The organism is Rhodobacter sp. NTK016B, assembly GCF_017303295.1.
Lineage (GTDB): Bacteria > Pseudomonadota > Alphaproteobacteria > Rhodobacterales > Rhodobacteraceae > Pararhodobacter.
Genome location: NZ_JAFKOK010000011.1, coordinates 25,421 through 50,940 on the forward strand (window position 1 = coordinate 25,421; position 25,520 = coordinate 50,940).

Annotated in this window: 21 protein-coding genes; 12 read left to right on the top strand and 9 right to left on the bottom strand. The window is 64.6% G+C overall.

Features of this window, described 5'->3' with window-relative positions; all coding sequences use genetic code 11:
* Together JI664_RS14985 and JI664_RS14990 are read left to right on the top strand one after the other, a co-directional pair.
* Complete coding sequence (locus JI664_RS14985) at positions 1-1,212, top strand: alpha-hydroxy acid oxidase (protein WP_211201718.1); 1,212 nt, start codon at positions 1-3, stop codon at positions 1,210-1,212.
* Positions 1,205-2,578, top strand: coding sequence for an FAD-binding oxidoreductase (locus JI664_RS14990; RefSeq protein WP_207014574.1), 1,374 nt, complete (start codon positions 1,205-1,207; stop codon positions 2,576-2,578). Before JI664_RS14985 ends, JI664_RS14990 begins: the two co-directional genes overlap by 8 nt.
* On the opposite strand, the gene JI664_RS24050 is transcribed toward JI664_RS14990, so the two are convergent.
* The 5 genes from JI664_RS24050 to JI664_RS15020 all read right to left on the bottom strand — a co-directional run bounded on the left by JI664_RS24050 (position 2,575) and on the right by JI664_RS15020 (position 10,193).
* Positions 2,575-4,926 carry an acyl-CoA dehydrogenase gene (locus JI664_RS24050; RefSeq protein WP_286174115.1) on the bottom strand — a complete coding sequence of 784 codons (2,352 nt, stop codon included), beginning with the start codon at positions 4,924-4,926 and terminating at the stop codon, positions 2,575-2,577. The genes JI664_RS14990 and JI664_RS24050 overlap by 4 nt on opposite strands.
* The gene (locus tag JI664_RS15005; protein WP_207014575.1) at positions 4,927-5,763 is read right to left on the bottom strand and encodes a p-hydroxycinnamoyl CoA hydratase/lyase; all 837 of its coding nucleotides are present in this window, start codon (positions 5,761-5,763) and stop codon (positions 4,927-4,929) included.
* Between the two features lie 11 nt (positions 5,764-5,774).
* A complete protein-coding gene (locus tag JI664_RS15010; protein WP_207014576.1) occupies positions 5,775-7,214 on the bottom strand; it encodes an NAD-dependent succinate-semialdehyde dehydrogenase in 1,440 nt (479 codons plus the stop codon).
* Positions 7,215-7,224: 10 nt separating this feature from the next.
* Positions 7,225-9,363: an acetate--CoA ligase family protein gene (locus tag JI664_RS15015; RefSeq protein WP_207014577.1), complete on the bottom strand. Its 2,139-nt coding sequence runs from the start codon at positions 9,361-9,363 to the stop codon at positions 7,225-7,227.
* 110 nt (positions 9,364-9,473) lie between these two features.
* Complete coding sequence (locus tag JI664_RS15020; RefSeq protein WP_207014578.1) at positions 9,474-10,193, bottom strand: SDR family oxidoreductase; 720 nt, start codon at positions 10,191-10,193, stop codon at positions 9,474-9,476.
* A 539-nt stretch (positions 10,194-10,732) separates the two neighbouring features.
* Here JI664_RS15020 and JI664_RS15025 point away from each other — a divergent pair.
* From JI664_RS15025 to JI664_RS15035, 3 genes are all read left to right on the top strand, one after another.
* Positions 10,733-11,722: a Bug family tripartite tricarboxylate transporter substrate binding protein gene (locus JI664_RS15025; RefSeq protein WP_207014579.1), complete on the top strand. Its 990-nt coding sequence runs from the start codon at positions 10,733-10,735 to the stop codon at positions 11,720-11,722.
* A gap of 105 nt (positions 11,723-11,827) precedes the next feature.
* Positions 11,828-12,286 carry a tripartite tricarboxylate transporter TctB family protein gene (locus JI664_RS15030; RefSeq protein WP_207014580.1) on the top strand — a complete coding sequence of 153 codons (459 nt, stop codon included), beginning with the start codon at positions 11,828-11,830 and terminating at the stop codon, positions 12,284-12,286.
* Positions 12,283-13,806, top strand: a complete 1,524-nt coding sequence (locus tag JI664_RS15035; RefSeq protein WP_207014581.1) for a tripartite tricarboxylate transporter permease — start codon at positions 12,283-12,285, stop codon at positions 13,804-13,806. Before JI664_RS15030 ends, JI664_RS15035 begins: the two co-directional genes overlap by 4 nt.
* Before the next feature lie 68 nt (positions 13,807-13,874).
* On the opposite strand, the gene JI664_RS15040 is transcribed toward JI664_RS15035, so the two are convergent.
* Positions 13,875-14,720, bottom strand: a complete 846-nt coding sequence (locus JI664_RS15040; RefSeq protein WP_207014582.1) for a p-hydroxycinnamoyl CoA hydratase/lyase — start codon at positions 14,718-14,720, stop codon at positions 13,875-13,877.
* A gap of 112 nt (positions 14,721-14,832) precedes the next feature.
* Between JI664_RS15040 and JI664_RS15045 the strand changes: the two genes are divergently transcribed.
* Together JI664_RS15045 and JI664_RS15050 are read left to right on the top strand one after the other, a co-directional pair.
* Positions 14,833-15,240: a MarR family winged helix-turn-helix transcriptional regulator gene (locus JI664_RS15045; RefSeq protein WP_286174116.1), complete on the top strand. Its 408-nt coding sequence runs from the start codon at positions 14,833-14,835 to the stop codon at positions 15,238-15,240.
* A gap of 102 nt (positions 15,241-15,342) precedes the next feature.
* Positions 15,343-16,875: a UbiD family decarboxylase gene (locus JI664_RS15050; RefSeq protein ID WP_207014584.1), complete on the top strand. Its 1,533-nt coding sequence runs from the start codon at positions 15,343-15,345 to the stop codon at positions 16,873-16,875.
* 48 nt (positions 16,876-16,923) lie between these two features.
* Here the strand turns inward: JI664_RS15050 and JI664_RS15055 are convergent, their stop codons facing one another.
* The 3 genes from JI664_RS15055 to JI664_RS15065 form a co-directional block, all read right to left on the bottom strand.
* Positions 16,924-18,129, bottom strand: a complete 1,206-nt coding sequence (locus JI664_RS15055) for an FAD-dependent monooxygenase (protein WP_207014585.1) — start codon at positions 18,127-18,129, stop codon at positions 16,924-16,926.
* Between the two features lie 104 nt (positions 18,130-18,233).
* Entirely contained in the window at positions 18,234-19,409 is a 1,176-nt protein-coding gene (locus JI664_RS15060; RefSeq protein ID WP_207014586.1) for an alpha/beta hydrolase family protein, read from the bottom strand.
* A gap of 123 nt (positions 19,410-19,532) precedes the next feature.
* Positions 19,533-20,057 carry a VOC family protein gene (locus JI664_RS15065; protein WP_207014587.1) on the bottom strand — a complete coding sequence of 175 codons (525 nt, stop codon included), beginning with the start codon at positions 20,055-20,057 and terminating at the stop codon, positions 19,533-19,535.
* Between the two features lie 93 nt (positions 20,058-20,150).
* Here JI664_RS15065 and JI664_RS15070 point away from each other — a divergent pair, with 93 nt between their 5' ends.
* From JI664_RS15070 to JI664_RS15090, 5 genes are all read left to right on the top strand, one after another.
* Positions 20,151-20,909, top strand: a complete 759-nt coding sequence (locus tag JI664_RS15070; protein WP_207014588.1) for a helix-turn-helix transcriptional regulator — start codon at positions 20,151-20,153, stop codon at positions 20,907-20,909.
* Between the two features lie 129 nt (positions 20,910-21,038).
* The gene (locus JI664_RS15075) at positions 21,039-21,989 is read left to right on the top strand and encodes a TAXI family TRAP transporter solute-binding subunit (protein ID WP_207014589.1); all 951 of its coding nucleotides are present in this window, start codon (positions 21,039-21,041) and stop codon (positions 21,987-21,989) included.
* 65 nt (positions 21,990-22,054) lie between these two features.
* Complete coding sequence (locus JI664_RS15080) at positions 22,055-23,959, top strand: TRAP transporter permease (RefSeq protein ID WP_207014590.1); 1,905 nt, start codon at positions 22,055-22,057, stop codon at positions 23,957-23,959.
* Between the two features lie 30 nt (positions 23,960-23,989).
* Positions 23,990-25,009 (top strand): amidohydrolase family protein, encoded by a 1,020-nt coding sequence (locus JI664_RS15085; protein WP_207014591.1) that lies wholly within the window; start codon positions 23,990-23,992, stop codon positions 25,007-25,009.
* Between the two features lie 15 nt (positions 25,010-25,024).
* Positions 25,025-25,519 (top strand): TIGR02444 family protein, encoded by a 495-nt coding sequence (locus tag JI664_RS15090; RefSeq protein ID WP_207014592.1) that lies wholly within the window; start codon positions 25,025-25,027, stop codon positions 25,517-25,519.
* The last annotated feature ends 1 nt before the right edge of the window (position 25,520 follow it).

Consider the following 25,520-nt stretch of genomic DNA (forward strand, 5'->3'; position numbering starts at 1 on the left):
ATGGACAAGGACGCCGCCCGCCTCGCCCGTTTGCGCCGCAGCCATCCGATGCTGGGCGATCTGGAACGGCGCGCGGCGCGGCGGCTGCCGCGCTTTGCCTATGATTTCATTCAGGGCGGCGCCGGGGACGAAAGCGGGCTGACCCGAAACCGTGCGGCCCTGCAATCCGTGCAGATCGTGCCGCGATACGGCGTGAACGTTGGCGCGATCGATACCTCGGCCACCCTGTTCGGCCATCGCTATGCCGCGCCGGTAGGGATCTCGCCCATCGGTTTCGACGGCATCATGTGGCCCGGCGCGACGCGGTTATTCGCCGAGGCGGCGCAACGCGCGACGATCCCCTATCTGGTCGGCACCCTGGCGACAGAAACCATCGAGACGGTGGTGTCGCTGGCGCCGGATGTGACGTGGTTTCAACTCTATCCCCTGCCTGCCGAGGATCATCGCGTCAGTTTCGACCTGACCGACCGGGCGATGCGCGCCGGGGCGAAGGTTCTGGTGGCGACGCTCGATGTGCCCACCCGCACCAAGCGCCCACGCGATCTGCGCAACGGTTTCGTCATGCCCTTTCGGCTGTCGGCGGGGATGCTGGGGCAGATGATGGGGGCGCTGCCGTGGTCGGTCGCTCTGGCCAGACGCGGGCGGCCGAACTTTGCCAATATGCTGACCTATAGCGGCGGCGGTTACGAGCCGACCGCGCGCTTCGTGCAGCAGAATGTCGGCGGCGGTTTTGAGTGGGAGGTTCTGGCCCGCCTGCGCGACCGCTGGACCCGGCCGATGATGCTGAAGGGCGTGATGCATCCCGCCGACGCCGAAAAGGCGCTATCGCTGGGGATCGACGGGGTGGTCGTGTCCAACCACGGCGGCCGGCAATTCGACGCCGCGCCCGCCAGCGTGGACATGCTGCCCGAGATCGTGCGCGTGATGGATGGGCGGGGCGTCGTGATGCTGGACAGCGGCGTGACGGGCGGGGTCGACACCCTGCGCGCGCTGGCGCTGGGGGCGCAGGGCGTCTTTGCCGGGCGCGCCTTCATGCTGGCGCTGGCGGCGCTGGGCGATATCGGCGCGCGGCACATGACCGACGCCTTTATGGAAGAGCTGCGCAACGCGATGGCGCAAAGCGGCATCACCGGCGTGGAACAGGCCACCGGCCTGCAGACCCGCCATCCCGGTGCATGGACCCGCGCCGATTTCGGAGGCCCGGATGAATGAGACCGCGATCAAGGCGCTGCAACAGGTGCTGGGCGACAGGCTGTCGCTGAACCCTGCTTTGCGTGAGCATCACAGCCATGACATGTCGCGCCAGCCAGCCCATCTGCCCGATGCCGTGGTCTTCGCCGAAAGCGAAGAGGATGTCGTGCAGACCCTGAAGCTGTGCCACGAACACGGCGTTCCGGTCACGCCCTTCGGCGCCGGATCCTCGATGGAGGGGCACACGATCCCGGTGCGGGGCGGCGTCTCGCTGGACATGACCCGGATGAACCGCATCCTTGCCGTTCATGCCGAGGATTTCGACGCCGTGGTCGAAGCGGGCGTCACGCGCAAGCAGCTCAACGCGCATCTGCGCGACGTGGGGCTGATGTTTCCGGTCGATCCCGGCGCCGACGCCAGCCTTGGGGGCATGGCCTCGACCCGGGCCAGTGGCACCACCGCCGTGCGCTACGGCACGATGCGTGAGAATGTCATCGCGTTGCGGGTGGTGACACCCACCGGCGAGGTCATCACGACCGGGCGGCGGGTCAAGAAATCGTCGACCGGCTATGACCTGACAAAGCTCTTCGTGGGCGCCGAGGGGACACTGGGGGTGATCACGCAGGTAACCGTCCGCTTGCATCCGGTGCCCGAGGTGATCGCCTCGGCGATTTGCAGCTTTGCCACCATGGCGGGCGCCGTACAGAGCGTGGTCGAGACGCTGCAAAGCGGCATCCCGGTCGCGCGGATCGAATTTCTGGACGAGGTCGCGGTCGATGCCGCCAATGCCCATTCCGGGCTGGGTCTGAAACGCCAGCCGACGCTGTTTCTGGAATTCCACGGCAGCGCCCGCTGGGTTCAGGAACAATCGGAAACCGTCCGCGCGTTGGCGGCGGAGAATGGCGGCGAGGATTTCGACTGGGCCACCAATCCCGAGGACCGCACCCGGCTGTGGACGGCCCGGCACGAGACGCTCTATTCCAACCAGTCGCTGCGTCCGGGCTGCAAGACCTTCACCACCGATGTTTGTGTGCCCGTCTCGCGCCTGCCCGAGGCCATTCTGGCGGCCCGCGCGGATCTGGATGGCTCGTTCATCATCGGCAAGATCATCGGCCATGTCGGCGACGGGAATTTCCATGTGGGCTATCTGATCAAGCCCGAGATCCCCGAGGAACTGGCCGAAGCCGAACGTTTGGCCGAGCGCCTGTACCAGCGCACGATGGATATGGAGGGCACGTTCAGCGGCGAGCACGGGATCGGCATTTCAAAGCTGAAATACCTGCGGCGCGAACATGGCGCAGCCGCAGTCGAGATGATGAAGGCGCTGAAGGCGGCGGTCGATCCCAAGGGCATCATGAACCCCGGCAAGCTGGGGCAGGCGGGCTAGCCCAGCAATTCGCGCGCGATGATTTCCAGCTGGATCTCATTGCTGCCGCCGAAGATGCTCTGCGATCTGGCATTGAGATAGATCGCAGGCGCAACCAGCCGGTCCTCGGCCACTGCGTCCTGCTGCGGCAGATCGTGCAGGGGCCGCTCCGGATACCAGCGCAAAGCCTCGGGGCCGAGGATCTGCGCGCCCAGTTCGGTGATTGCCTGCCGGATGCGGCTGCGTTCGATCTTCATGACCGAGGACGGCACGGCGCCGGGATTGCCGCCCGATTGCACGGCGGACAGCGCGGTCAGTTCCAGCATGTCGTTGGCGTCGATATCGGTGCCGATCTCGGCGAAGCGCGCCAGAAACAGTGGATCGTCCAGCGCCCGTGTGCCATCCGGCCCCGGCGTGTCGGCCATGCGGTGCAGCCGGGCATAGAGGGCACGCAGCAGACCACCGGCGAACGAGCCGCCGCGCTCGAATTCCAGCAGGTACTTGGCGATGGTCCAGCCCTGTCCCTCATCGCCGATGCGGTCGGCTACGGGAACGTGGACATCGTCAAAGAATACCTGGTTGAATTCATGCGTGCCGCAGATCGAGATGATCGGCTTCAGCGTGATCCCCGGCGCTTTCATGTCGATCAGCAGAAAGGTGATGCCCTGCTGCTTGCGCCCTGTGTCATCGGTGCGCACCAGCGCGAACATGCGCGTTGCGTGGTGGCCCAGCGTGGACCAGATTTTCGATCCGTTCAGGACGTAATGGTCGCCGTCCTGCACGGCCTTGGTGGACAGCGACGCAAGGTCCGAGCCCGAACCCGGCTCGCTATAGCCCTGCGCCCACAAATCCTGTCCCGACAGGATGCGCGGCAGGTAGAAGGCCTTCTGAGCCTCGGTTCCGAAATGCATCAGCACGGGCGCGATCATCTTCAGGCTGGCGCCCCGGAAATGCGGCTCGCCGGCGCGTTCGCTTTCCTGATCGAAGATATAGCGCTGCGTCAGCGTCCAGCCGGGCCCGCCATGCTCCGGCGGCCACGAGGGCGCGGCCCAGCCCTTTTGCGCCAGCTTTGCCTGCCACGGCAGGCCGATGCGGGGATCGGCGAGGAAACTGGGATTCAGGCGTTCGGCGCGTTTGGTGTCTTCGGAAAGCTGCTCTTTCAGGAAATCCCGAACCTCGTCCCGGAAGGCCGCATCTTCGGCGCTCATCGTCAGGTTGAGCGTTTCGTCCGACGCCTCGCCGGGGCGCAGCAGAGAGCCTGCCAGAACCTCGGGCCGGGTGATCACGCTGGCATAGCGTTTGAGGTGCAGCGCGGTGCTGCCCCACAGGTTTTCAAAGGTATAGAGCCGCTTGAACCATGTGCCGATAGGCATTTCTTCGGAGAAACCCATCGCGCCGTGCAGCTGGATTGCTTCCTGCGCGACATGGCGCGACAGGCGGCCAATCTTGGCGCGGGCACCGGAAACGCCGCGGATGCGGGTCTCGGCGTCGCCCTCGGCGCTCAGCGCTGCCAGCAGGACCGCGCCGCGCGCTTCCTCGACCTTGACGGCCATCTCGGCCATGCGGTGGCGCAGGGCCTGAAATTTTGCCAAGGGCTGGCCGAACTGAACGCGCTCCTGCGTGTAGGCGACGGTGGCGTCCAGCAGGGCGGCCATCGCGCCTACCGCATCGGCGCATTGCGCCGCATTCGCACGATCGAGGCAGGCGAGAACGGCCTTGGTCGCATCCCCCGCGCCAAGGCGTTCGGCTTGAACCCGGTCCAGAACCAGATCCGCCGCTTTTCCCCCGTCGATCGTGTCCGCCTGCGAAAGCGTCAGACCCTCGGCGCCGGGGCGCAGCACGAAGACGCCCAGTCCGTCCCCGGTCTGTGCGGTGACCAGCAGGATATCGGCTGCATGCCCGTCCAGCACCAACGCCTTGTGGCCGGTGACTTCCCAGCCGCCGGCAACCGGACGGGCCGTTGTCGCCACCTGCATCAGCGCATCGCTGCGCTCGCCATGGGCAAGCGCCGGGCGCGAGGTCCCCTCGGCCAGCGGGGGCAAGAGGGCCGCCGCCTGTTCGGGCGTCCCCAAAGCCGCGATGACGCCGCCGGCCAGCACCACGCATGCGATCCAGCGCTCCATCACCGCCGCGCGGCCCAGTTCCTCGGCCAGCACCGCAACCTCGACCGGGCCGCAGCCCAGCCCGCCATGTTCCTCGGGCACGGGCAGTGCCAGCCATCCCAGATCGGCGAAGCGCGCCCATGTCTTGGGGTCAAACCCGCCCCCGGCCGCGATCCGCCGTCTTTCGGCGAAACCATAGGTATCCCCCAGCACACGCCGCGCGGATTCCCGCAGGGCGCGCTGTTCTTCGGTCAGCGTCAGACGCATTCAGCCCTCGCGCTGATAGGTTCCGTGGCCGGGACGATAGGTCTTGTCGTCGAGAAACTGCTTGAGCCCCTCTTCGCGCCCGCGCTCGGGATCCACAAAGGTGGTCTGGTCAGCCTTGGCTGTCAGGTACTCGGCGGCCTGTTCCCAATCCATGTAGCGGGCGTATTTATAGGCCAGCCGCGCCTGCCGCAGAACGGTCGGGTTCTTGGCCAGCAGCACTTTGGCCAGCTCGACCGTGCGGGCGCGCAGTTGATCGGCGGGGACGGCCTCGTTGATGAGGCCCAGCTCTTCGGCCTTGCGCCCGTCGAATTTCTCGCCGGTCATGACGTAGTACATCGCCTTGCGATCGTTCAACAGCGTGGAGATCGCCTTGGATACCACGCCGCCGGGGATCACGCCCCAGTTGATTTCTGACAGCCCGAAGGTCGCGTCTTCCGAGGCGATGGCGAGATCGCAGCAGATCAGTGGCGTGAAGGCGCCGCCGAAGCACCAGCCATTGACCATGGCGATAGTCGGTTTGGCATAATGCATCAGCGTCCGCCATTGCCAGGCCCGGGTCGAGCGATAGGCCCGCATCCGCTCGACATCGGACACGCCGTCGGTGGCGCGGAAAAAGTCCTTCAGGTCCATCCCCGCCGAGAATGCGTCGCCCACGCCGGTCAGCACGATCACGCCGCAACGGTCGTCCACTTCCAGCGCGTCAAGCACCTTGTTCATGTCCTCGGCCAGCCCGACCGACATGGCGTTGCGCTTGTCCGGGCGGTTCAGCTGGACCCAGGCGATGCCGTCTTCGAACTCGACGAGGACATTGTCGCCCCAGCTTTGCGTGCTTGTCATGGTGTGGCCTTTCAGGATTGGCTTATGGTCTTGGTTACCAGATAGGCGTCCATGCCCTCGGTCCCGCCTTCGCTGCCGTAGCCGCTTTGCTTGACGCCGCCGAAGGGGGTTTCGGGCATGTTGATGAAGGGGTTATTGATGCCGACCATCCCGGCTTCCAGCGCATCGCCCAGATCGGCGGCAATGCGGGTCGAGCGGGTAAAGGCATAGGCGGCAAGGCCAAAGGGCAGGCGGTTGGCGCGGGCGATCGCCTCGTCAAAAGTGGCGAAGGACGAGGTCACCGCGACCGGGCCAAAGGGTTCCTCGATCATGATCCGCGCGGTGTCGGGGACGTTGGCCAGCACGGTGGGCGCAAAGAAATAGCCCCGGTTGCCCAAAGCCTCGCCGCCCTGCCGGATCTCGGCCCCGTGGCTGACGGCATCGGCGACCAGACGCTCCATCGCCCCCACGCGCCGGTCATTGGCGAGCGGCCCCATCGTCACGCCGTCGTCCAGACCGTTGCCGGTCCTGATCGCGGCAGCGGCCTTGGTGAAGCCCTCGACGAAGCGATCATGGACCGCTTCCTGCACGAAGAACCGCGTGGGCGAGACGCAGACCTGCCCGGCATTGCGGTACTTGGCCCCGGCCATCACGGCGATGGCGGCATCGACATCGGCATCGTCGAAGATCAGCACCGGGGCATGGCCGCCCAGTTCCATCGTCGCACGCTTGACCCCGGCCTTGGCCGCCAGAACGGCCAGATGCTGGCCCACGCCGGTCGAGCCGGTAAAGGTGATCTTGCGGATTTCCGGTGCGGCGATCAGGTGTTCGGAGACTTCCGAGGGCACGCCGTAGACAACGTTCAGCACGCCCTTGGGCAGACCCGCATCCTGCAGCGCGCGCGCCAGTTCCAAAACGCTGGCGGGCGTTTCCTCGGATGGTTTGATGACCATCGTGCAGCCCGTCGCCAGCGCCGCCGAGATCTTGCGCGCCGGGATCACGGCGGGGAAGTTCCACGGCGTGAAGGCGGCAACCGGCCCCACGGGCTCTTTCGTCACCATCCAGCGGACACCGGGCATGCGCGCGGGCACGATCCGCCCATAGGTGCGGCGCCCTTCATCGGCGGTGTAGTCGAAGATATCGGCCGAGATGAACACTTCCTGCAGCGCTTCGGCCAGCGGCTTGCCCTGTTCCAACGTCATCCGGCGGGCGATGCCGTTGGCGCGTTCGCGCAGCAGGTCGGCGGCCTTGCGGATCAGCTTGGCGCGGTCAAAGGCGGGCACCTTGCGCCATTCGGCAAAGGCGCGCGCGGCGGCGGCGCTGGCGTGATCAAGGTCGGCTTTCGTGGCATGGGGCAGGGCGGCGATGGCCTCGCCCGTGGCCGGGTTCAGCACGTCTTCGGTCGTGCGCCCCTCGGGCCCCAGCCATTCGCCATCGATGAACAGGTGCAAATCGCCGTAACTGCGATCCATGTCGCTCTCCCTATTGCGTGACAATCAGCGCGTCGAGCGCGATCACCCCCTCGCCCTCGGCATAGACGACCAGAGGGTTGATATCGATTTCCGCGATCTGCGGATTGGCCCGCATCAGCGCTCCCAGCGCCACCACCGCATCGGCCACGGCCGAAACATCGCGCGCGGGCTGTCCCCGGAATGGTTCCAGCAGCTTCGCGGCTTTCAGCTTGTGGATTTCCGCTACGGCACGGGCGTGGCTGATATCGGGGGGCATCAGGCGCGAATCCTTCAGCACCTCGATCCACACGCCGCCCAGCCCGACCAGCAGCACGGGCCCCCAATCGGGATCGCGCCGCGCGCCGACCACCAGCTCCAGCCCCGGCGCGGCCATTTCCTCGACCAGCACGCCGTCCAGCGCCACGCCCGGCGCGGCTTTGGCCAGATTGGCGTGCAGCGTGTCCCAGCCGTCCTTTAGCGCGGCCTCGTCGCGCAGGTTGATGATCACCGCCCCGGCGTCGGATTTGTGGCTCAGCGCCTTGGCCTGCGCCTTGATCACCACGGGATAGCCAATCCGCCCGGCCACGCGCAGGGCGCCGTCCAGATCCTGCACCAGCGCGCCGGCCGGGCAGCGCAGGCCCAGATCCCTGAGGATCGCTTTTCCCGCATGCTCGGTCAGCGCGCCGCCCGCCGGAAGGTCCAGCGAGGGCGCCTGCGCCTCGCTGCGGTCTTCAAGCGCGGCGAGGGCGTTGGCATAGTCCGAGACCACCTTCATCGCCCGCATGGCGCGCTCGGGGGACCGGAAAAAGGGAATGCCGCTGTCGCGCACATCACGCATGAACTGCGCGTCCAACGCATAATCGTCGCCGATGATGCAGAACAGGATCGGTTTCTTTGCCTGTTGGTACACCGGCACGAGGTAATCGGATTTCTTGACCTGCATGACCGGCGATCCCCCGGCATGGGCGCTGAGGATCATACCGATCCCGGGATCCTTCAGCATCGCTTCCGCCGAGGTGCCGAAAATCCCCGGGTTGGCGAACCCGGTCGTGCCCACGTCGAAGGGGTTGTCGACATGCACATACTCGGGAACCTGCGTGGTCAGCTCGGCTTTGACCTCGGGCGACAGGGGAGCCAGTTCCAGACCCACTTTCTCGCAGAAATCAAAGGCCAGGCCCCGGATCGCGCCGGAATTGGTAACGATCCCGGCTTTGCCCGGCGGCGGCACGGGGAAGCGCACCAGAATGGCCAGCACGTCGAACATCTCGTCCAGCGTATCGACGACGACCACCGCCTCGTTTCGGGCGGCGGCCTGCATCACCGCGTGATTGCCCGCCAGCGCGCCGGTATGCGATTCCGCCGCTTTGCGCCCGCGCTCGGACGAGCCGGGATGCAGCATGACCACGGGCTTGCCCTGCGCGCGCGCCTTTCGCGCGACAGACAGGAAGCGGGCCGGGTCGCGGACCTGTTCGACATAGACGGCAATCGCGGCGATGCCGTCATCGCCAAGGCTATAGTCGATGAAATCCTCGGCGCTCAGCAGCGCCTCGTTCCCGGTGGCGACGACATGGGCAATCGGGATTTCGCGCGCCTGCATGGCGAAGCGGATATTGGCCGCCGTCGCGCCGCTTTGCGCGATGATCGCCACGCGACCGCCGCTGCCCGCATTGGTTTTGGTCACCGGCTCGAAGGTCAGCGGGATGCCGTCGACGTAATTGGTATAGCCCATGCAGTTGGGGCCCAGCAGCGCAACACCGGCGTCACGGCACAGATCGGCCAGTTCTTCCTGCTGGCGGCGACCGTCCTCGCTCGCCTCGGCGAAGCCCGAGGTGTAGATGACAATTGCGCCGACCCCCTGCGCGATACAGTCGATGACCGAGGCGCGGATCGCCGCGAAAGGGACGATCAGCACGGCCACGTCGATACCGCGGGGCAGATCGGCGATGGATTTGACGCAGGGCCGGCCGTTGATGTTGTCGCGCGAGCGGCTGACCAGATGGATCTCGCCCGAATAGCCGAAATCCTCAAGATTCGCGAGCACACCGCCGCCGATCGAGCCGCGTTCGGGCGAAGCGCCCAGAATGGCGATCGAGCGCGGGCGCAACAGCCGGGCAACCGTGTCTGAACCGCCGGTCGCTGCGTGCGCCGGCGAAGCCTGAGGCTGCGTCATGTTTCGAATTCCTCCCATCGTGGCGGGCTGCCCCTGTCGGGGTGTCCACCGCGGCTCCTTGATGATTATTTATCAGGGAGCCGTATATGTGTCAACGCTCCCGCGGTGCGTCAGCCGCGTCCCAGGAAGGGCATGCTGACCGGCAGGATCGTGCTTTCGAACAGGTTCACGTCGGCGGGCAGGCTGGCCATCAGCACCACCACGCGCGCCACGTCGTCGGGGTCCATCGACCCGGGGCGCGGCTGATCGGTGATGCCGGGCACCAGCGACGAGGTGGTGCTGCCGGGATGCAGCATGGACACGGCGATCCCGTTCTCGCGCCCGTCGAGCGCCAGCGACCGCGTGAGACCCTCAAGCCCGAACTTGCTGGCGGTATAGGCGGCGGTGTTCTGGCGCGGGACCTTGGCCGAGATGCTGCCGATATTGATGATCCGCCCGCCGCCGGTCATCAGGCGCATGGCTTCGCGGCTGCACAGGAAAACCGAGGTCAGATTGATCGCGATCACCTCGTTCCAACGCTGCAGGCTTAGCTCGGTGCTGGGCGTGTGATCGGCGATCCCTGCGTTGTTTACCACCAGATCGGGCGCGCCATAGCTCTCGCGGCAAGTCCGGAACAGCGCCTGTACCTGCGCTTCGTCGGTCACATCTGACGTGACCGCCTGCGCTTTGCCGCCTGCCGCTTCGATCTCGGACACCAGCGTGGCCAGCTTGTCGGTGCTGCGCGCGGCGACAATGACACGCGCGCCCTCATCGGCCAGCCCGCGCGCGATCGAGCGGCCGATTCCCGAACTGGAGCCGGTGACGATGGCGATCCTGTCCCTGAGCCTCATGGCGCTGTCCCTTCCCTGCTGCGCGGCCATTTGTGTATAGTGAATGATGTTTGTCAATGTCATGTTGTCGGCGTCTCCAGATCCCTCTCGGCAGCGCTCGCTCGGGAGCGATTGAGCCAGCACGCGCGATGTATGCATTGCGGCGCCGGCTGCACGTTCTGCATGCAGAAAAATCCGTTATTTCTGTCATGGTATAAACCGATATGACAAAGACGAGTAACTTTTCCGGGGCGTGATATCCATATAAAATAAAATAAAAACAAATATTTGAGGTGATTTCTCGGGGCCTTTGAGGCCGAAAAGGTGATCCGTGAACTGAAGAATTTTCTTGACTGGCGCGAACAACATGCGCTGTTGTCATGCATACCAGACGACGGGGTGTTCGGCGCCGAACCGCGCTTGCCTCTTTGTCGGATCTGGTGGGAGGAATGCCTGCGGCAGGCCAGGAACATCGCCAAACCGGGAGGGTCTGGGCGATGATGACATCCGGCCCGGCGCGCAAGATGACAGCCAGAATTCATCGATCCAGGGAGGGAAACATGACCAATCCGAAATTCAATCTCACGCGCCGCAGGAGCCTTCAGCTTGCCGGTGCCACGCTGCTCTCGTCGACGGCGGGCCTGCCTGCCTTCGCGCAGGATTTCCCGTCCGACACGATCAGCTTCATCTGCGCCTTTCCGGCGGGCAGCGGCGCGGATGTGCTGGTGCGCTACTTCGCTCAGGGTGTGAGCGAAGTGTCGGGCGTCACCGTCATCGTCGAGAACAAGGCGGGCGCGGCGGGCAACATCGCCGCCGAATACACCGCCCGGGCCGATCCTGACGGCTACACGGTCTATGTCCATGCCGGATCGTCGACGGCGATGAACTATCATCTGTGGACCAACCCGCCGATCGATCCGCGCAGCGACCTCCGCGGCGTGGCGGCGATCAACCAGCAGCCGTTCTACATCGTGGTCGGCGCGGATTCGCCGCATCAGACGATCGACGACCTGATCGCCTATCTGCGTGAGGCGGGCGAAGATGCGTCCTATGCGACTTCGGCCACATCGGGCCGGGTGCTGGGCGCGGCCTTTACCAATGCGCTCGGCGTGTCGCCGGTCGAGGTGCAGTACCGCACCGGCCCCGATGCGCTGCCGGACATCATGAGCCTTGCGGTCGATTTCGCCGTGTCGGACCCGGTGTCGACCATGATCAATGCGCGCGAGGGCCGCACGCGGACCCTTGCCACCGGCGCCGGTGCCCGGATGCGGGTCGCCCCCGATATCCCGTCGCTGACCGAATCCGGGCTGGATATCGCTCAGGTCGGCTGGTGGGGCGCCTGGGTTCCGGCAGAGACCCCGGACGATATCGTCAACCGCCTGAACGAACTCTTCGCCGAAGTGCTGGAGCGCGACGACACGCAAGAGTTCCTGGCCTCGATGGGGGGCGACACGTGGATCGCCACGCCGCAAGAGGTCGACGACATGATGGTGCAGACCGTCGAAGAGGCCGAGGCGCTGGTCGAACTCGCCGATCTGCCGCGCAACTGATCCCGGCCCGCCCTGTCCCAAGGGCTGCCTGAACCAACGTGGCGGAGAGCGCAGGCTTTCCGCCACAGCCATACGTAACTCTACCACGAGCCATCGGAGGCTTCCTTGGCGCAACTGAACAAGATAGACGTCCTTGCCGGACTCTTCGTGATCCTGCTCGGCGTCCTGTCGATTGTGGAGTCGCTGAATTTCAGCATGGGCACCACGCGCAACATGGGGCCGGGGTACTTCCCGTTCTATATCGGTGTCCTGATGATCTTGATCGGTATCGGGATCATCCTCGAAGGGCGCAAACCCGCTCGCTATGCCCTGAATTTCGGCCAGCTGCCCAGCTTGCGGGGATTGCTGATGATCCTCGCGGGGGTGATCGCCTTCGCGCTGCTGATCGAGCGCGTGGGTCTGTTGCCCGCCACCGCCGTTGCCGTTTTTCTGGGTTCGCTGGCCGATGACTCGACCCCGATGTTGCAGAAGATCCTGCTGACCATTGCGGTGCCGCTTGTGTCGGTCCTGATCTTCAAGCTCGGCCTCGGCATGAGCGCCGATATCCTGCGGTGGCGTCTATGACCGATCTCTTTTCTCACATTGCGCTCGGCTTCAGCGTCGCGTTCTCGTGGCAGGGCATCTGGTGGTGCTTTGTCGGTGTCACGCTGGGCACCTTTGTCGGCGTGCTGCCCGGTATCGGAGCGCTCGCGGCCATCGCGCTGCTTCTGCCGCTGACCTTTGGGTTGGAACCCACGCATGCGCTGATCATGCTGGCGGGAATCTATTACGGGTCGAATTACGGCGGCTCGACCGCGTCGATCCTGCTGAACCTGCCGGGCACGCCATCGTCGGCGGTGACCTGTCTCGAAGGCTATCCGATGGCGCAGAACGGACGCGCCGGGGTCGCGCTGTTCATCACTGCCATCGCCTCGTTCGTCGGCAGTATCATCGGCATGATCGTGATGGGGGTGGCCTCGCCGCCGCTTGCCGCTCTGGCGATGAGCTTCAGCGGACCGGATTTCTTTTCGCTGATGGTGCTGGGGCTGGTTGCGGCGTCGATGCTGAGTTCGGGCTCGCCATTGCGCGGGGTGGCGATGATCGGGCTGGGGCTGATTCTGGGTCTGGTCGGGCGCGACCTGCATAGCGGCTTGCTGCGCTTCAGCTACGGCGTCGACGAACTCTACGAAGGTCTTCCGCTGGTGGCCGTGGCGCTGGGCATCTTCGGCCTGCCCGAAATCATCCGCAACGCGGGCAAGATCATGCCGCGCCGGATGAAGGCGCGCGACATCACGTTCCGTTCGATGATCCCGACCAAGGACGACTGGCAGAAGTCGCGCGGCGCCATGTTGCGGGGCACCGGGCTGGGATCGTTCTTTGGCGCGCTTCCGGGGACCGGCGGCCTGCTGGCGTCGTTCATGTCCTACGCGATGGAAAAACATATCGCCAAGGAACCGGGCCGATTCGGCAAAGGCGCCATCGAAGGCATCGCCGGACCCGAGGCCGCGAACAACGCCGCCGTGCAGACCGCCTTCATTCCGACCCTTACGCTGGGCATTCCCGGCGACGTGATCATGGCGATCATGATGGGCGCGATGATCATTCACGGTATTCAGCCGGGCGCTGCGGTCATCACTTCGCATCCGGATCTGTTCTGGGGCCTTCTGGTCAGCTTCCTGATCGGGAATTTCCTGCTTCTGGTGCTGAACATCCCGCTGATCGGGCTGTGGGTGCGGATGTTGTCGATCCCGTATTCGGTGCTCTATCCGTTCATCGTCGCCTTCATCTGCATCGGCGTCTACAGCGTGAACAGCAGCGTGACGGATCTCTACGTGCTGTTGTTCTTCGGGGTCCTGGGGGTCGTGATGGCCTTCCTGAAATTCGAACCTGCGCCGCTGGTGCTGGGTCTGATACTGGGCCCCATGATGGAGGAAAACCTGCGGCGCACACTGACGCTGCATCGGGGCGATTACTCGGTCTTCGTGACCCGGCCGATCAGCGCGATCTTCCTGACGGCGGCCTTGCTGATCGTGGTGCTGACGATCTGGTCCGCCTATCGCAACCGCGGCAAGCGGGACATGGCCCAGGAATCCGCCGCCGAATAAGGTTGGCATTACCCCAAGCAAAAGCGGCCGGTTTCCCGGCCGCTTTTTCGTTTCCGCCACTCGCCGCGTCAGGCGTCGCGGTCGTATGCGCCGAGGCCCGGCTTGTACTTCTTTTCGTCGATGAACTGCGACATGCCTTTTTCGGCACCGCGATCGCGGTCGCGGAACGTCGTCGAATCCGCTTTTGCCATCAGGTATTCCAGCGATTGCTCCCAACCCATCTGGCGCACATGGTGATAGGCAGATTTCGCCGCGCGCAGCACATGCGGGTTCTTCTTTTTCAGGGTTTCGGCCAGCTTGGTCACTTCGGCGCGCAGCTGCTCTTGCGGCACCGCCTTGTTGACCAGCCGCATTTCGGCGGCCTGAATGCCGGTGAAGGTCTCGCCGGTCATGATGTAGTACATCGCATCGCGCTGCGGGATCACCATCGACACCGATTTGGTGACGATACCGGCGGGGATGATGCCCCAATTGATTTCCGACAGCCCGAAGGTCGCATCCTCGGCGGCGATGGCCAGATCGCAGCCCACAAGCACCTGAAACGCGCCGCCGAAGCACCAGCCATTGACCATGGCGATGGTCGGCTTGCGGTAATGCATCAGCCGCCGCCATTGCCAGGCGGCATTGTCGGCAAACAGCCGCTCGCGTTCGTGCGGCGGCCAAGTTTCGGTTTCGCGGAAATACTCCTTCAGATCCTGCCCCGCCGAAAACGAGTCGCCCGCGCCGGTGATCACCAGCACCTCGGCGTCGGGGTCGCCCTCCATAGCGTTCAGTACCGCGGTCATCTCGCGCACGATGCCGGGATTGATCGCATTGCGCTTGTCGGGACGGTTCAGGGTGATCCAGGCGATCCCGTCCTTGACCTCGGTGGTTACGCATTCTCCCCAACCCGGGCCGCTTGCCGTGTCGCTCATTGTCAGACTCCCTGATTTCCTCTAGCCTTGAAGTAATCTTATATAAGGCAACCTTACATAGTCAATGTCGGCATCAACGCGAAGCAAGCGCAGCCAAGGCGCGCGTCCCCGGTTGATCTATCTGGTCAACAACCTCAATCTTCTGGTGCGCCGGATGCTGGACGAGCGGTTGAAGCCGCATAATCTGGGCGGGCTGCAATACACGATCCTGACCCTGATCCGCGACCGCGACGGCATTTCCTCGGCCGAATTGTCCCGGCGGTTCTTCGTCACCCCGCAGACGATGAATGAATCGGTCACGGCGCTGGAACGGCGCGGCCTGATCGCGCGCAAGGAAAGCGAAGCGAACCGCCGGATCCTGATCGCCCGCGTGCTGCCCGAGGGTCTGGCCCTGCTCGAAACCTGCGACAAGATCGCGGACGAGGTCGAGGCCGAGGTTTTTGCCGACCTTCCGGCAGACAAGCAGGACGTGCTGCACGATCTGCTGCGCGACCGTATCGGCCGGCTCATGCAGGGCTAGGCGAAAGCTGCTGCCGTGCGATGTATAATGTTGAATATCGTTTGATAGATTGGTGGATTCATCATACCTTCCCATGCAACATGTCTGCATGGGAGAGCGCACATGAATGCCGCCAATGGAACGACCGAGTCCCTCGATCTTGACCGCTTCAGCCTGCGCCGGTTCGTCGAGGCGATGCGCCAAGCCGATGAGCTGGATATTCGCGAAGAGCCGGTCGATCTGGTCGATGTGGCGGCGATCTTGCAGAACAACCCCAAGGCGGTGTGGTTCAAGAATGCCGGCGGCCAAGAGCTGATCGGCAATGTCGTCGGCAGCCGCTCGCGTCTGGCGATGGCCTTCGGGGTGCCGCCCGGCGAGGTGGCGCTGGAGGTGAAGCGCCGTCTGTCGAACAAGCCCCAGCTGGTGGAATTGCGGCGCGACGAGGCGCCGGTGCAGCAGGTCGTGCAGATGCCCGACGAGGCCGATCTGCTGGATTTCCCCGTCCATCTGCAGCACGGGATGGACGGCGCGCCCTATATCTCGGCCACCATCGATTACACCGCTGATCCGGCCACCGGCCGCCGCAATTGCGGGATGCGCCGCCTGATGATGCGCGGGCCGCTGGAAGCCGGGGTCGATCTGATCGCGCCCTCGGATCTGCGGGTGATGTATATGGCGGCATCGGCGCGGGGCGAGCGGGTGCCGGTCGCCTATGTCATCGGCTGTCACCCGATCGATATGGTCTCGGCCACGATGAAAGTGCCGACCGATGAGCTTGAGCTGCTCTCAAGCCTGCGCGCGGCGCCTTTGCCGGTGGTCAAATGCGTGACCAATGACCTGATGGTGCCCGCCGATGCCGAGATCGTCATCGAAGGCTATTTCCACGAAGCCGGTTATGTCGAGAAGGAAGGCCCCTATGGCGAGTATCTCGGCTATTACGGCGGGGTAAAGACGAACCCGGTCTTTCACGTCACCGCCATCACGCGCCGTCAGGACGCGCTGTTCCAGACTGCGACGATCAGCGGCAACCGGATGGACCTGACCGATACCTCGAACCTTGAGGCGTTGCGCATGGAAATGGCGGTCTGGTCGGCGCTGGAAGGCGTCGCGCGCCAGCCGGTCGCGGTCTATGCGCCGGTCGCGGCGGGCGGGTCGATGAGCATGCGCTTTTCGATCAAGCCGACCTATCCGGGCGAAAGCCGCTCGGCGCTCTATGCCGTGCTGGGCGCCGTGGGGGTCAAGAATGTCTTTGTGGTCAACGATGACATCGACATTTTCGACGACAACCAGATGGAATGGGCCTTTGGCACAAGGTTTCAGGCCGACCGCGATCTGGTCATTGCCACGGGCGTGCGGCTCAGTCCGCTGGACCCGTCGCTGCATGGGGCGCGGACCGGGGCGAAGGCGGGCTATGACCTGACATGGCCGATGGAACATGCCGACCGCTGGGAGCTTCGCACACCCTCGGCCCCGACTTATGAGGGCAAGAGCTTTCCGTCGATCCGCGCGGCGCTGCAGGACGGGCCGAAGCGCTTCGAGGAACTGATCGCCGCTGTCGGCAGTCGCGACGGGCGCGAGATCGTGCGCGAGCTGCACGGGTTCCGCGGGCAGGGGCTGGAGCGCGACGAGAGGGGGCGCTACTTCCTGAAAACCTGAGAAAAGGGGGCCGCGAGGCCCCCTTTTTCCACGCCCTCAAGGCCCGCGTCAGGCCGGGATCGGCACGTGCGTGGCGTCGTATTCGAACAGCCAGTCATAGCGTTTGCGCACCTTGTCCGGCTCCCATTCGCGTTCGACGTATTCGACTGCCGTCTGGGTTTCGGCCAGCGCCTGATTGTGAAACCGGTGCAGGTTCGCTTCCGATCCGCGCACGATGGCGGCGGTGCGCTCGGTGCGCAGCGCTTCATAGGCTTTCAGCGCGGCGTTGATATCGTCGGGCTGTTCTTCAAGGCAGCGCGCCACGATCAGCCCGTCCTCGATCGCCATGATCGCGCCCTGCGCAAGGAAAGGCAGCGTCGGGTGGCAGGCATCGCCCAGCAGGGTCACGTTGCCCTCGGTCCAGACCGGCAGCGGGTCGCGGCTGACCAGAGCCCATCGGAACGGCGTGCTCATCACGTCGATCACTTCGTGGATCAACGGGTTCCAGCCTTCGAAATCGGCTTTGCATTCTTCCTTGGTGCCCGCCTCGGTCCAGCTTTCGCGGGTCCATGTGACGTTTTCCACCAGCCCCACGAAATTCAGCAGCGAGTCGCCTCGGATCGGGTAGGTGATGACATGGCCGCCCGGGCCGATCCAGTTGGTGCCGACGGGCCGCTGCAATTCCGGGCTGAGCTTGTCCATCGGGGCCAGCCCGCGCCAGGCCATCAGCCCGGTGAACCGCGCCTGCGGCGAGCGGAACATCTGCGAGCGAAGCTTCGAATGGACGCCGTCCGCGCCGATCAGCGCGTTGCCGGTAAAGCTGCGGCCATCGGCCAGTTGGACCGTGACGATCCCGTCGGATTGGGTAAAGCCATCGACCTGCGCGCCAGTCACCACGGCATCGGGTTTCAGCGCCTGCACGGCCTCCAGCAGAACCCGGTGCAGATCGCCGCGATGGACCATCCAGTAGGGCGCGCCGAAACGCTTGATGGAATCCGCGCCCAGATCGAACAGCTTCCACGATTGCCCGGTATTCCACAGCCGCACCTCTTTCGAGGCGGCCTCGCAGATGATGGGCTTGAGCTTGTCTTCCAGCCCCAGCTCGATCAGCACGCGCGAGCCGTTGGCGGCGATCTGGATGCCCGCACCCAGTTCCTTCAGCTCAGGCGCCTGCTCGAACACCGTCACGTCGAAGCCACGCTGCAGCAGGGCAAGAGCTGCGGTCAGCCCGCCGATCCCCGCCCCGGCAATGATGATCCTGGTTGTGGTTTGCACGTCGAGACCCTCTTTTCGCGACAGGCCCTCACTTCCTGCAGAGAGGGTCGATATTTATATATGTAAGAATAACGTTCGTTACTGTCAAATCCGATTGGATCGGATTAACGCGTGAATCCCCGGGCTTCGCACCAGCGGCGCACGGTCTCGATGCATTCCGCCAGCAATTCGGGCTGGCCAAGGTAGTAATGCGTCGCGCCGTCCAGCTCGACATAGCTCTGGTCCTTGGTCGCCAGCGCGGCGCGAATGGCCGGGTTATGCGTGGCGGGCACGGCATCGTCTGCACCGTTGACGATCTGCAGAACCGGGGTGCGAGTGATGCGCGCGGCGTTCATCGGCCCCTTGGCGTTGGACAGGTCATAGCTCCACTGGCTGAGCCACGAGCGCAACGTGGTGAACCGGGCCAGCCCGACGGGGCCGACATTCACGGTCAGCGGATGGCCCATATAGGTCCATTCCGGCTTGCGCCCGTTGGGGTCGATGCTGGGATCCAGCCAGCGCACGTCGCACATCGTGCGGTGGACGACAAAGGCGCGCTCCATCTCCGGCGTGTCGCGCGCTTTCAGCTCGGCCAGCAGATCCTGTGCCCAGGCAGTGATACGGCGGTTGCGTGCGCGCTGCGCCTCGCGGAAGCGGGCGATGAAGTCGGGCGTATAGGGCGGCTGATGCGGGCAGTCGGGCGAATAGATGTCGAATTCGGTGTCGCGCTGATCCGGGTTCAGCTCATCCATGACCGAGGGGTCGAGCCATTCGGTCATGGTCTCGGCCCGGCTCAGATGGGCCGCGATGAAGATCACGCCGTCGGCGGGGGTCAGCCCGGCCGCCGTCAGATCTGCGGGGTCGCCGGCGGGGGTATGGGTGATCGTCGGGCTTTCGGCCTGCGCCTGATAGAACAGCGACAGCGACCCGCCGCCCGACCAGCCGACCAGCACGACCTTTTCATAGCCCAGCACCTCTTTCGCGTGGCGGATCCACTGGCCCAGATCCATCGCCACCTTTTCCATGATCAGCGCGGAATCGTTGCGCGCATAGCGGCTGGCGGCGCAAAGCACGTGATAGCCGGCATCGGCCAGCGCCATCGGCATCGGCAGCAATTGCAGGGTCGAGGCGGGGTGCATGAAGATCAGCACCGTCTTGGAAGGTGCGTCGCCGGACAGCAGCTGACCCTCCAGATTGACCATGCCGGAATTGCCGGCAAAGCCGTAAACCTCGGTCGCTTTCACGATTTCAGGGAACGAGACGATCTGCAGTCTGCGCTGCCAGGGGCTCTTTGCCGGCATCGGGGCTCCGCCTGATATTTGTTTTAATCGAATTTCGTTCGACTATGACAAAACATGCGGGCCGGTCAACTCTTATCCGCCGCCCTCGCCGGGCTGACCCCGGAGAGGGCGGCGGCCGCGGTGTCAGGCTGCGCCAGCGAGCATCTTCTTTTTCTTGGCGCTCCACTTGTCCAGCTCGCCCCGTGCCTCGCGCGCCTGCTGCTCGAGAAAGCCGGGCTCATCGACGCGCGCGGTGACTTCCAGCCGCAGGCCGTTGGGATCGAAGAAATAGATCGACTTGATGAAGTGATGGTCGACGATATCGGTGGTGTTCACACCGGCATCGTTCAGCCGTTTGCGCATCGCCAGAACCTCATCGACAGAATCGACCTCGACGGCGAAATGCATCACCCATTCGGGCGTGTTGGGCGACGGTTTCGGCATCTCGTTCTCGCCCAGATCGAAGAAGGCGACATAGGATCCGTCGCCCATCTCGAAGAAGAAATGCGCATAGGGTTTCTTCTCGCCGGTGCTGGGCACCACGTCGGACATCATGCAGGCAACCAGCGGCAGGCCCATGATGTCTTCGTAGAACTTGCGGGTTTCCTCGCCGTCGCGGCAGGGAAAGGAATAGTGATACAGCCCTTTGATCTTGGGTGCGTCGGTCATCATGTCCTCCAGACCTGAAGGGGCATTCGGCCCCGGATGTTGACAAGCTAACGGGCCGGATTGATGCTTGTGTCCCCATTCCAGCAGGACAACATGCTTGACGGCCTTGCCCCCCTGATCAGCCGGATCGGCACTGCGGATTTCGGCCCGGCGCTGATGACGCTGCTGCATGCTTCTTGCGGGGCGGACCTGTGTTCGGTCTTCACGCTGGCCGGGACTAAGCCCGGTGTTCTGGTTGCCGAAAGCCGGGATCCCGAGGCCTCGGCCTTCGCACGGGTCGCCTCGCTTCGCTATGCGCAGCGCTACTGGCGCCGCGATGTTGCGGCCCTGTCCACCCTCGGGCGGGCGCATCGCAGCGTGCAGATCCTCAAGCGTCCGGCACGGGGGATCCGCGATGTGGAATACCAGCATGAATGCTATACCGAAGGCTCGGTGACCGAGCGGTTGTCGCTGTATCGCCGGGGCGCGCCGTCGATCATCGCCAATGCTTACCGCGAACGCGACAGCGGCCCGTTTCACGCCGCGCATACGCAGGCCTTTGCCGATCTGGCCCTGTGCCTGCATGCGGTGCTCGAGCGTCACGCGCAACTGCTTGAGGCCGCGCCGCCGCTGACCGATTCCGCCGCCCTTGCGCAGCGGCTAAGCGAATCGGCGGACCTGAGCCCGCGCGAGGCGCAGGTCGCGGCGCTGATCATGGCCGGGCTGGATCAGGCCGAGATTGCGCTGCGGATCGGGCTGAAAACGAGTTCGGTGATCACCTATCGTGCGCGGGCTTATCAGAAGCTCGGCGTGCAGACCCGCGCAGGGCTGAGGGACCGTCTGGACGCGCTTTTGTCACCGCGCAGCGCCTGAGAGGCAGGCGTTGCCGTATCGGTGTATCTTCTGCATACATTTTGCCAATGTACATCATGGCTACGATAATGTTGAATGACGCGGCAAGGCGTCTGGCAACAGCGCCGCAAAGATTCTGGGAGGAATGACATGACCATGAAGAACCTTATCGCCGCTGCGGGTCTGGCCCTGCTTGGCGCGGCTCCGGTGGCCGCGCAGCCTCTGGGCATCGGCACGATGGGGCAGGGCACCTCGGGCTATTCGATGGGCGCCGCGATCGCCAGCGTCTTTGCCGCCAACGGCGTTGACGCACTGGTGCAGCCCTCGACCGGGACCAGCGCCTTCCTGCCGCTGATCGACGCGGGCGAGCTGGATTTCGGCATCGTCAACGCGCTCGAAATCGGCGAGGCGACGGCGGGTCAGTATGCGTTCGAGGGGCGGCCGCTGAACAACCTGCGGATGGCGGCGCGCCTGTTTCCGTTCCGGGTGGGCGTCTTCGTGCGCGATGACAGCCCGGTGCAATCGGTTGCGGATCTGGCCGGTCAACGCGTGACCTATGGCTTCACCGCGCAGGTGACGCTGAACCGCGTGCTCGATGCGCTGATGGCGACCGGCGAAGTCGGTGCCGACGATATCGAGCAGGTGCTGGTGCCCAACGTGGTGCGCGGCGCGGACGATTTCGCAGCCGGAAACGCGGATGCGGCCTTCTTTGCCATGGGCTCGGGTAAAGTGTCGGAAGTGGATGCTGCGGTCGGCGGTGTGCGGTTCCTGCCGGTGTCGATGGACGAGGACGCCATCGCGCGGATGCAGGCCATCGTGCCGCAAGCCTATGTCCAGACGGTCGAACCGGCAGCGAACCTGACCGGCGTCGACGAGGCGATGGGCGTGATGTCCTATGATTACGTCCTGATCGTCGGCGCCCATGTGCCCGATGACGTGGTCGAGCAAGCGATCACCGTCCTGCACGACAATCAGGCCGCCCTGGCCGAGGCTTTCGCCAATTTCAGCACCATGGACCCCGATGCCATGTATGCCGATATCGGTGTCGCTTGGCATGACGGCGCGCTGGACGCCTATCGTGCCATGGGTCAGGTCGACTGAGCATGACATCGACGCACCGCCGGGGCCCGGCGGTGCGTTCTTTCTACTGACGGGACGGACATATCATGACGGAACGGGGCGCAGGCGCGTTGCGGCTGGAGCGCGCGCTTCAATGGCTGGCCTGGGCGATGGCTGGCCTGATGACTCTGGCCGCCATTGCCTATGCGCTGGATGTTCCGCGCCGCTTGTCGATCGCCCTTTATACCGAGCAATACCTTTCGCTGATCCTTGCGCTGACACTCGGCACGGCCTTTCTGAAATACCCGGCCTTCAAGGGCTGGCTCCGGCTGATCGACCTTGCCTGCGCGCTGGCCGGATTTGGCGCGGCCTTTTACATCGCGCTGTTCTATCCGGTCCTTGTGAACGAACTGGTCTACCGGCCGCTGGACGGCAAGATCATCTCGGTCATCATCGCGCTTCTGACCATCGAAGCCGTGCGCCGGGCGACGGGCTGGGGCCTGACCGTGGTTGTCGCGGCCTTCATGGTGTACGGGCTGTTCGGGCACCTTCTGCCCTTCGCCATGTCGCGGCAATTGCTGTGGGACCGGCTGTTCATCTATGTCGTCGCCGATACCAACGGCATGCTCGGCCTGCCGCTGATGGTGGCGTCGATCGTCGTTTATGCCTTCATCCTGATGGGGCAGGTGTTGCAGGCCTCGGGTGGCAGCGCGTTCTTCAATGATCTGGCGATGGCGGTCGTGGGCCGGGCCAAGGGCGGCGCGGCGAAGATCGCGGTTGTGTCGTCGTTCCTGTTCGGCTCGGTCTCGGGCTCGGCCGTGGCCAACGTCGTGGCGTCGGGCGTGGTGACGATCCCGATGATGAAGCGCTCGGGTTACAGCCCGAAATTTGCCGCCGCGACGGAATCGCTGGCCTCGACCGGCGGGCAGCTGGCGCCGCCGATCATGGGGGCCGCGGCCTTTCTGATGGCCGAGTTCCTGCAGATTTCTTATGCCACGGTGGTATTGGCGGCGGTGATCCCGACCGCGCTCTATTACTTCTCGATTTTCCTCTACGTGCATATCCACGCCACCGCGCAGGGCCTGACCATCCCCGAGGATGTCGAAATCCCCCGCGTGCGCGACGTGTTGCGCGACGGCTGGCATTTCATCCTGCCCTTCGTGATCCTGATCGGCACGCTGTTCTGGCTGAACTGGCGGCCCGAGCTGTCGGCGCTGGCGGCGGCGGGTTCGCTGGCGGTGCTGGCGCTGGTGGTGCCCTATCGCGGGGCGAAACCGTCGGTGCGCGACCTGCTGGGCGTCATTCCGGGCACCGGTTTCGGCGTGGTCGAGATCATCGCCATCTCTGCCTCCGCAGGGATGGTGATCGGCGTGCTGAACATCACCGGGCTATCCTTTTCGCTGACATTGCAGCTGGTGCAGATGGCCTCAGGCAACCTGTTCGTGCTGCTGCTCATCGCGGCGCTGGTATCCATCGTGCTGGGCATGGGGATGCCCACGGTGGGGGTCTATGTCCTGCTGGCCAGCCTGATCGGCCCGGCCTTGGTGCGCGCGGGCATCGACCCGATCGCCGCGCATATGTTCCTGCTCTATTTCGGCATGCTGTCGATGATCACCCCGCCCGTGGCGCTGGCCAGTTTCACCGCGGCGGCGATATCGGGATCGAAACCGATGGAGACCGGCTTTCAGGCCGTGAAGATGGGGTGGGTTGCCTATCTCATCCCCTTCATGGTCGTGCTTGAGCCCGGTCTGGTGATGCAGGGCGCGTGGCAGGACATCGTCTGGAACGGCGCCGGGGCCATCGCGGGCATCGTCTTCGCCACCGGCGCGATCTACGGCTACATCTGGCGCCCGCTGCGCCTGTGGGAACGGGGCGCGCTGATCGTGCTGGGCATCGTCGCGCTGCTGCCGGTGCAGGTGATCGCCGATACCTCGCATCTGCCCAATGCTCTGGCGCTGGCCCTTGGTGGCGCGCTGCTTCTCTACATCCGTCGCCCGCGGGCCATCGCCTGAGCGCGGAACAACGTCCTTACGGAGGAAACCATGAAAAAGATCGACGTCTTCAATCACATCTGGCCCGAGCCGTTTTTCAAGGCGCTGATCGACACGATCGGCACGATGAGCGATATGACGCGCCGCTCGGGCATGGTGCCGATGATGACCGACCTCGAACGCCGGTTCGAGGTGATGGACATGTTCGGCGACGATTATTGCCAGATCCTGTCGCTTGCCTCGCCGCCGCTGGAGAAATTCGCAGGCCCCGACCGCGCGCTGGAATTGTCTCGCATCGGCTCGGATTCGATGGCCGAGCTTTGCCAGAAATACCCCGACCGCTTCCCCGGCTTCATCGGCACCGTGCCGATGAACAATCCCGACGCGATGGTCGAGGAATGCCGCCGCGCGATCGAGGATCTGGGCGCAGTGGGGATGCAGATCTTTACCAACGTCAACGGCAAGCCCGTCGATCTGCCGGAATTCGAGCCGCTGTTCGAATACATGGCGGGCAACGGCAAGGCGCTGTGGCTGCACCCGGCGCGCGGTCAGGACTTCGCCGATTACAAGACCGAGACGCGTTCGGAATACGAGATCTACTGGACCTTCGGCTGGCCCTACGAGACCTCGGCCACGATGGCGCGGATGGTGTTCTCGCGGCTCTTCGACAAGTACAAGGGCCTCAAGGTCATCACCCATCACGGCGGCGGGATGATCCCGTTCTTCGAAGGCCGCGTCGGGCCGGGCTGGGACCAGATGGGCGCGCGCACCTCGGATCGTGACCTGAAAGCCGATGTGCTGGACAAGCTCGAGCGTCCGCATCTTGAGTATTTCAAGGAATTCTACGCTGACACCGCCACTTTCGGCTCTCGCAAGGCCATCGAACACGCGATGGAGTTCTTTACCGAAGACCGCGTGCTGTTCGCGTCCGACGCGCCGTTCGACCCCGAGGGCGGGCCGTTCTATATCCGTGAGACGATGAAGCTGCTCGACACGATGGACATCACCGACGAACAGCGCCGCAAGATCTATCAGGACAACGCGGTCAAGCTGCTGGGCCTGACGCTGTAAACAGGGGGGCGCCGGGTGGACAGGCCGCTTTGGGATTTCACGCTTGAGCTCTATGGCACGCCCGGAATCCCCGATGCCTGCCTGACGATTCAGGACCGGCATCAGGCGGATGTCACGCTGCTGATCTTCGCCGCCTGGGTCGGGGCAGTGCGGCGCACCCGGTTGACCCCGGAACAGGCGCAGTCTGCCGCCGCTGCGGTGGCGGATTGGCACGCCGAGATCGTGCGCCCGCTGCGCGCGGTGCGGCGCCGCATGAAGACCGGCCCCAGACCCGCGCCCGATGCTGGGACCGAAGCGCTGCGCGACAAGTTGAAGGCGGTGGAAATCGGCGCCGAGAAGATCGAGCTTTTGCTGCTCGAAAGCCTCGCCCCGCCGCCCGACGACCTTTCGGGCGCGCCGGTGATCCGCGACAACCTTGTCCATGTGCTGGCCCCGAAGACAGGGCCGGACATGCCGGACGAGACCGCCGCCGCGCTGGAGGTCCTTGTGCAGGCGGCGGCAGGACTTTGAC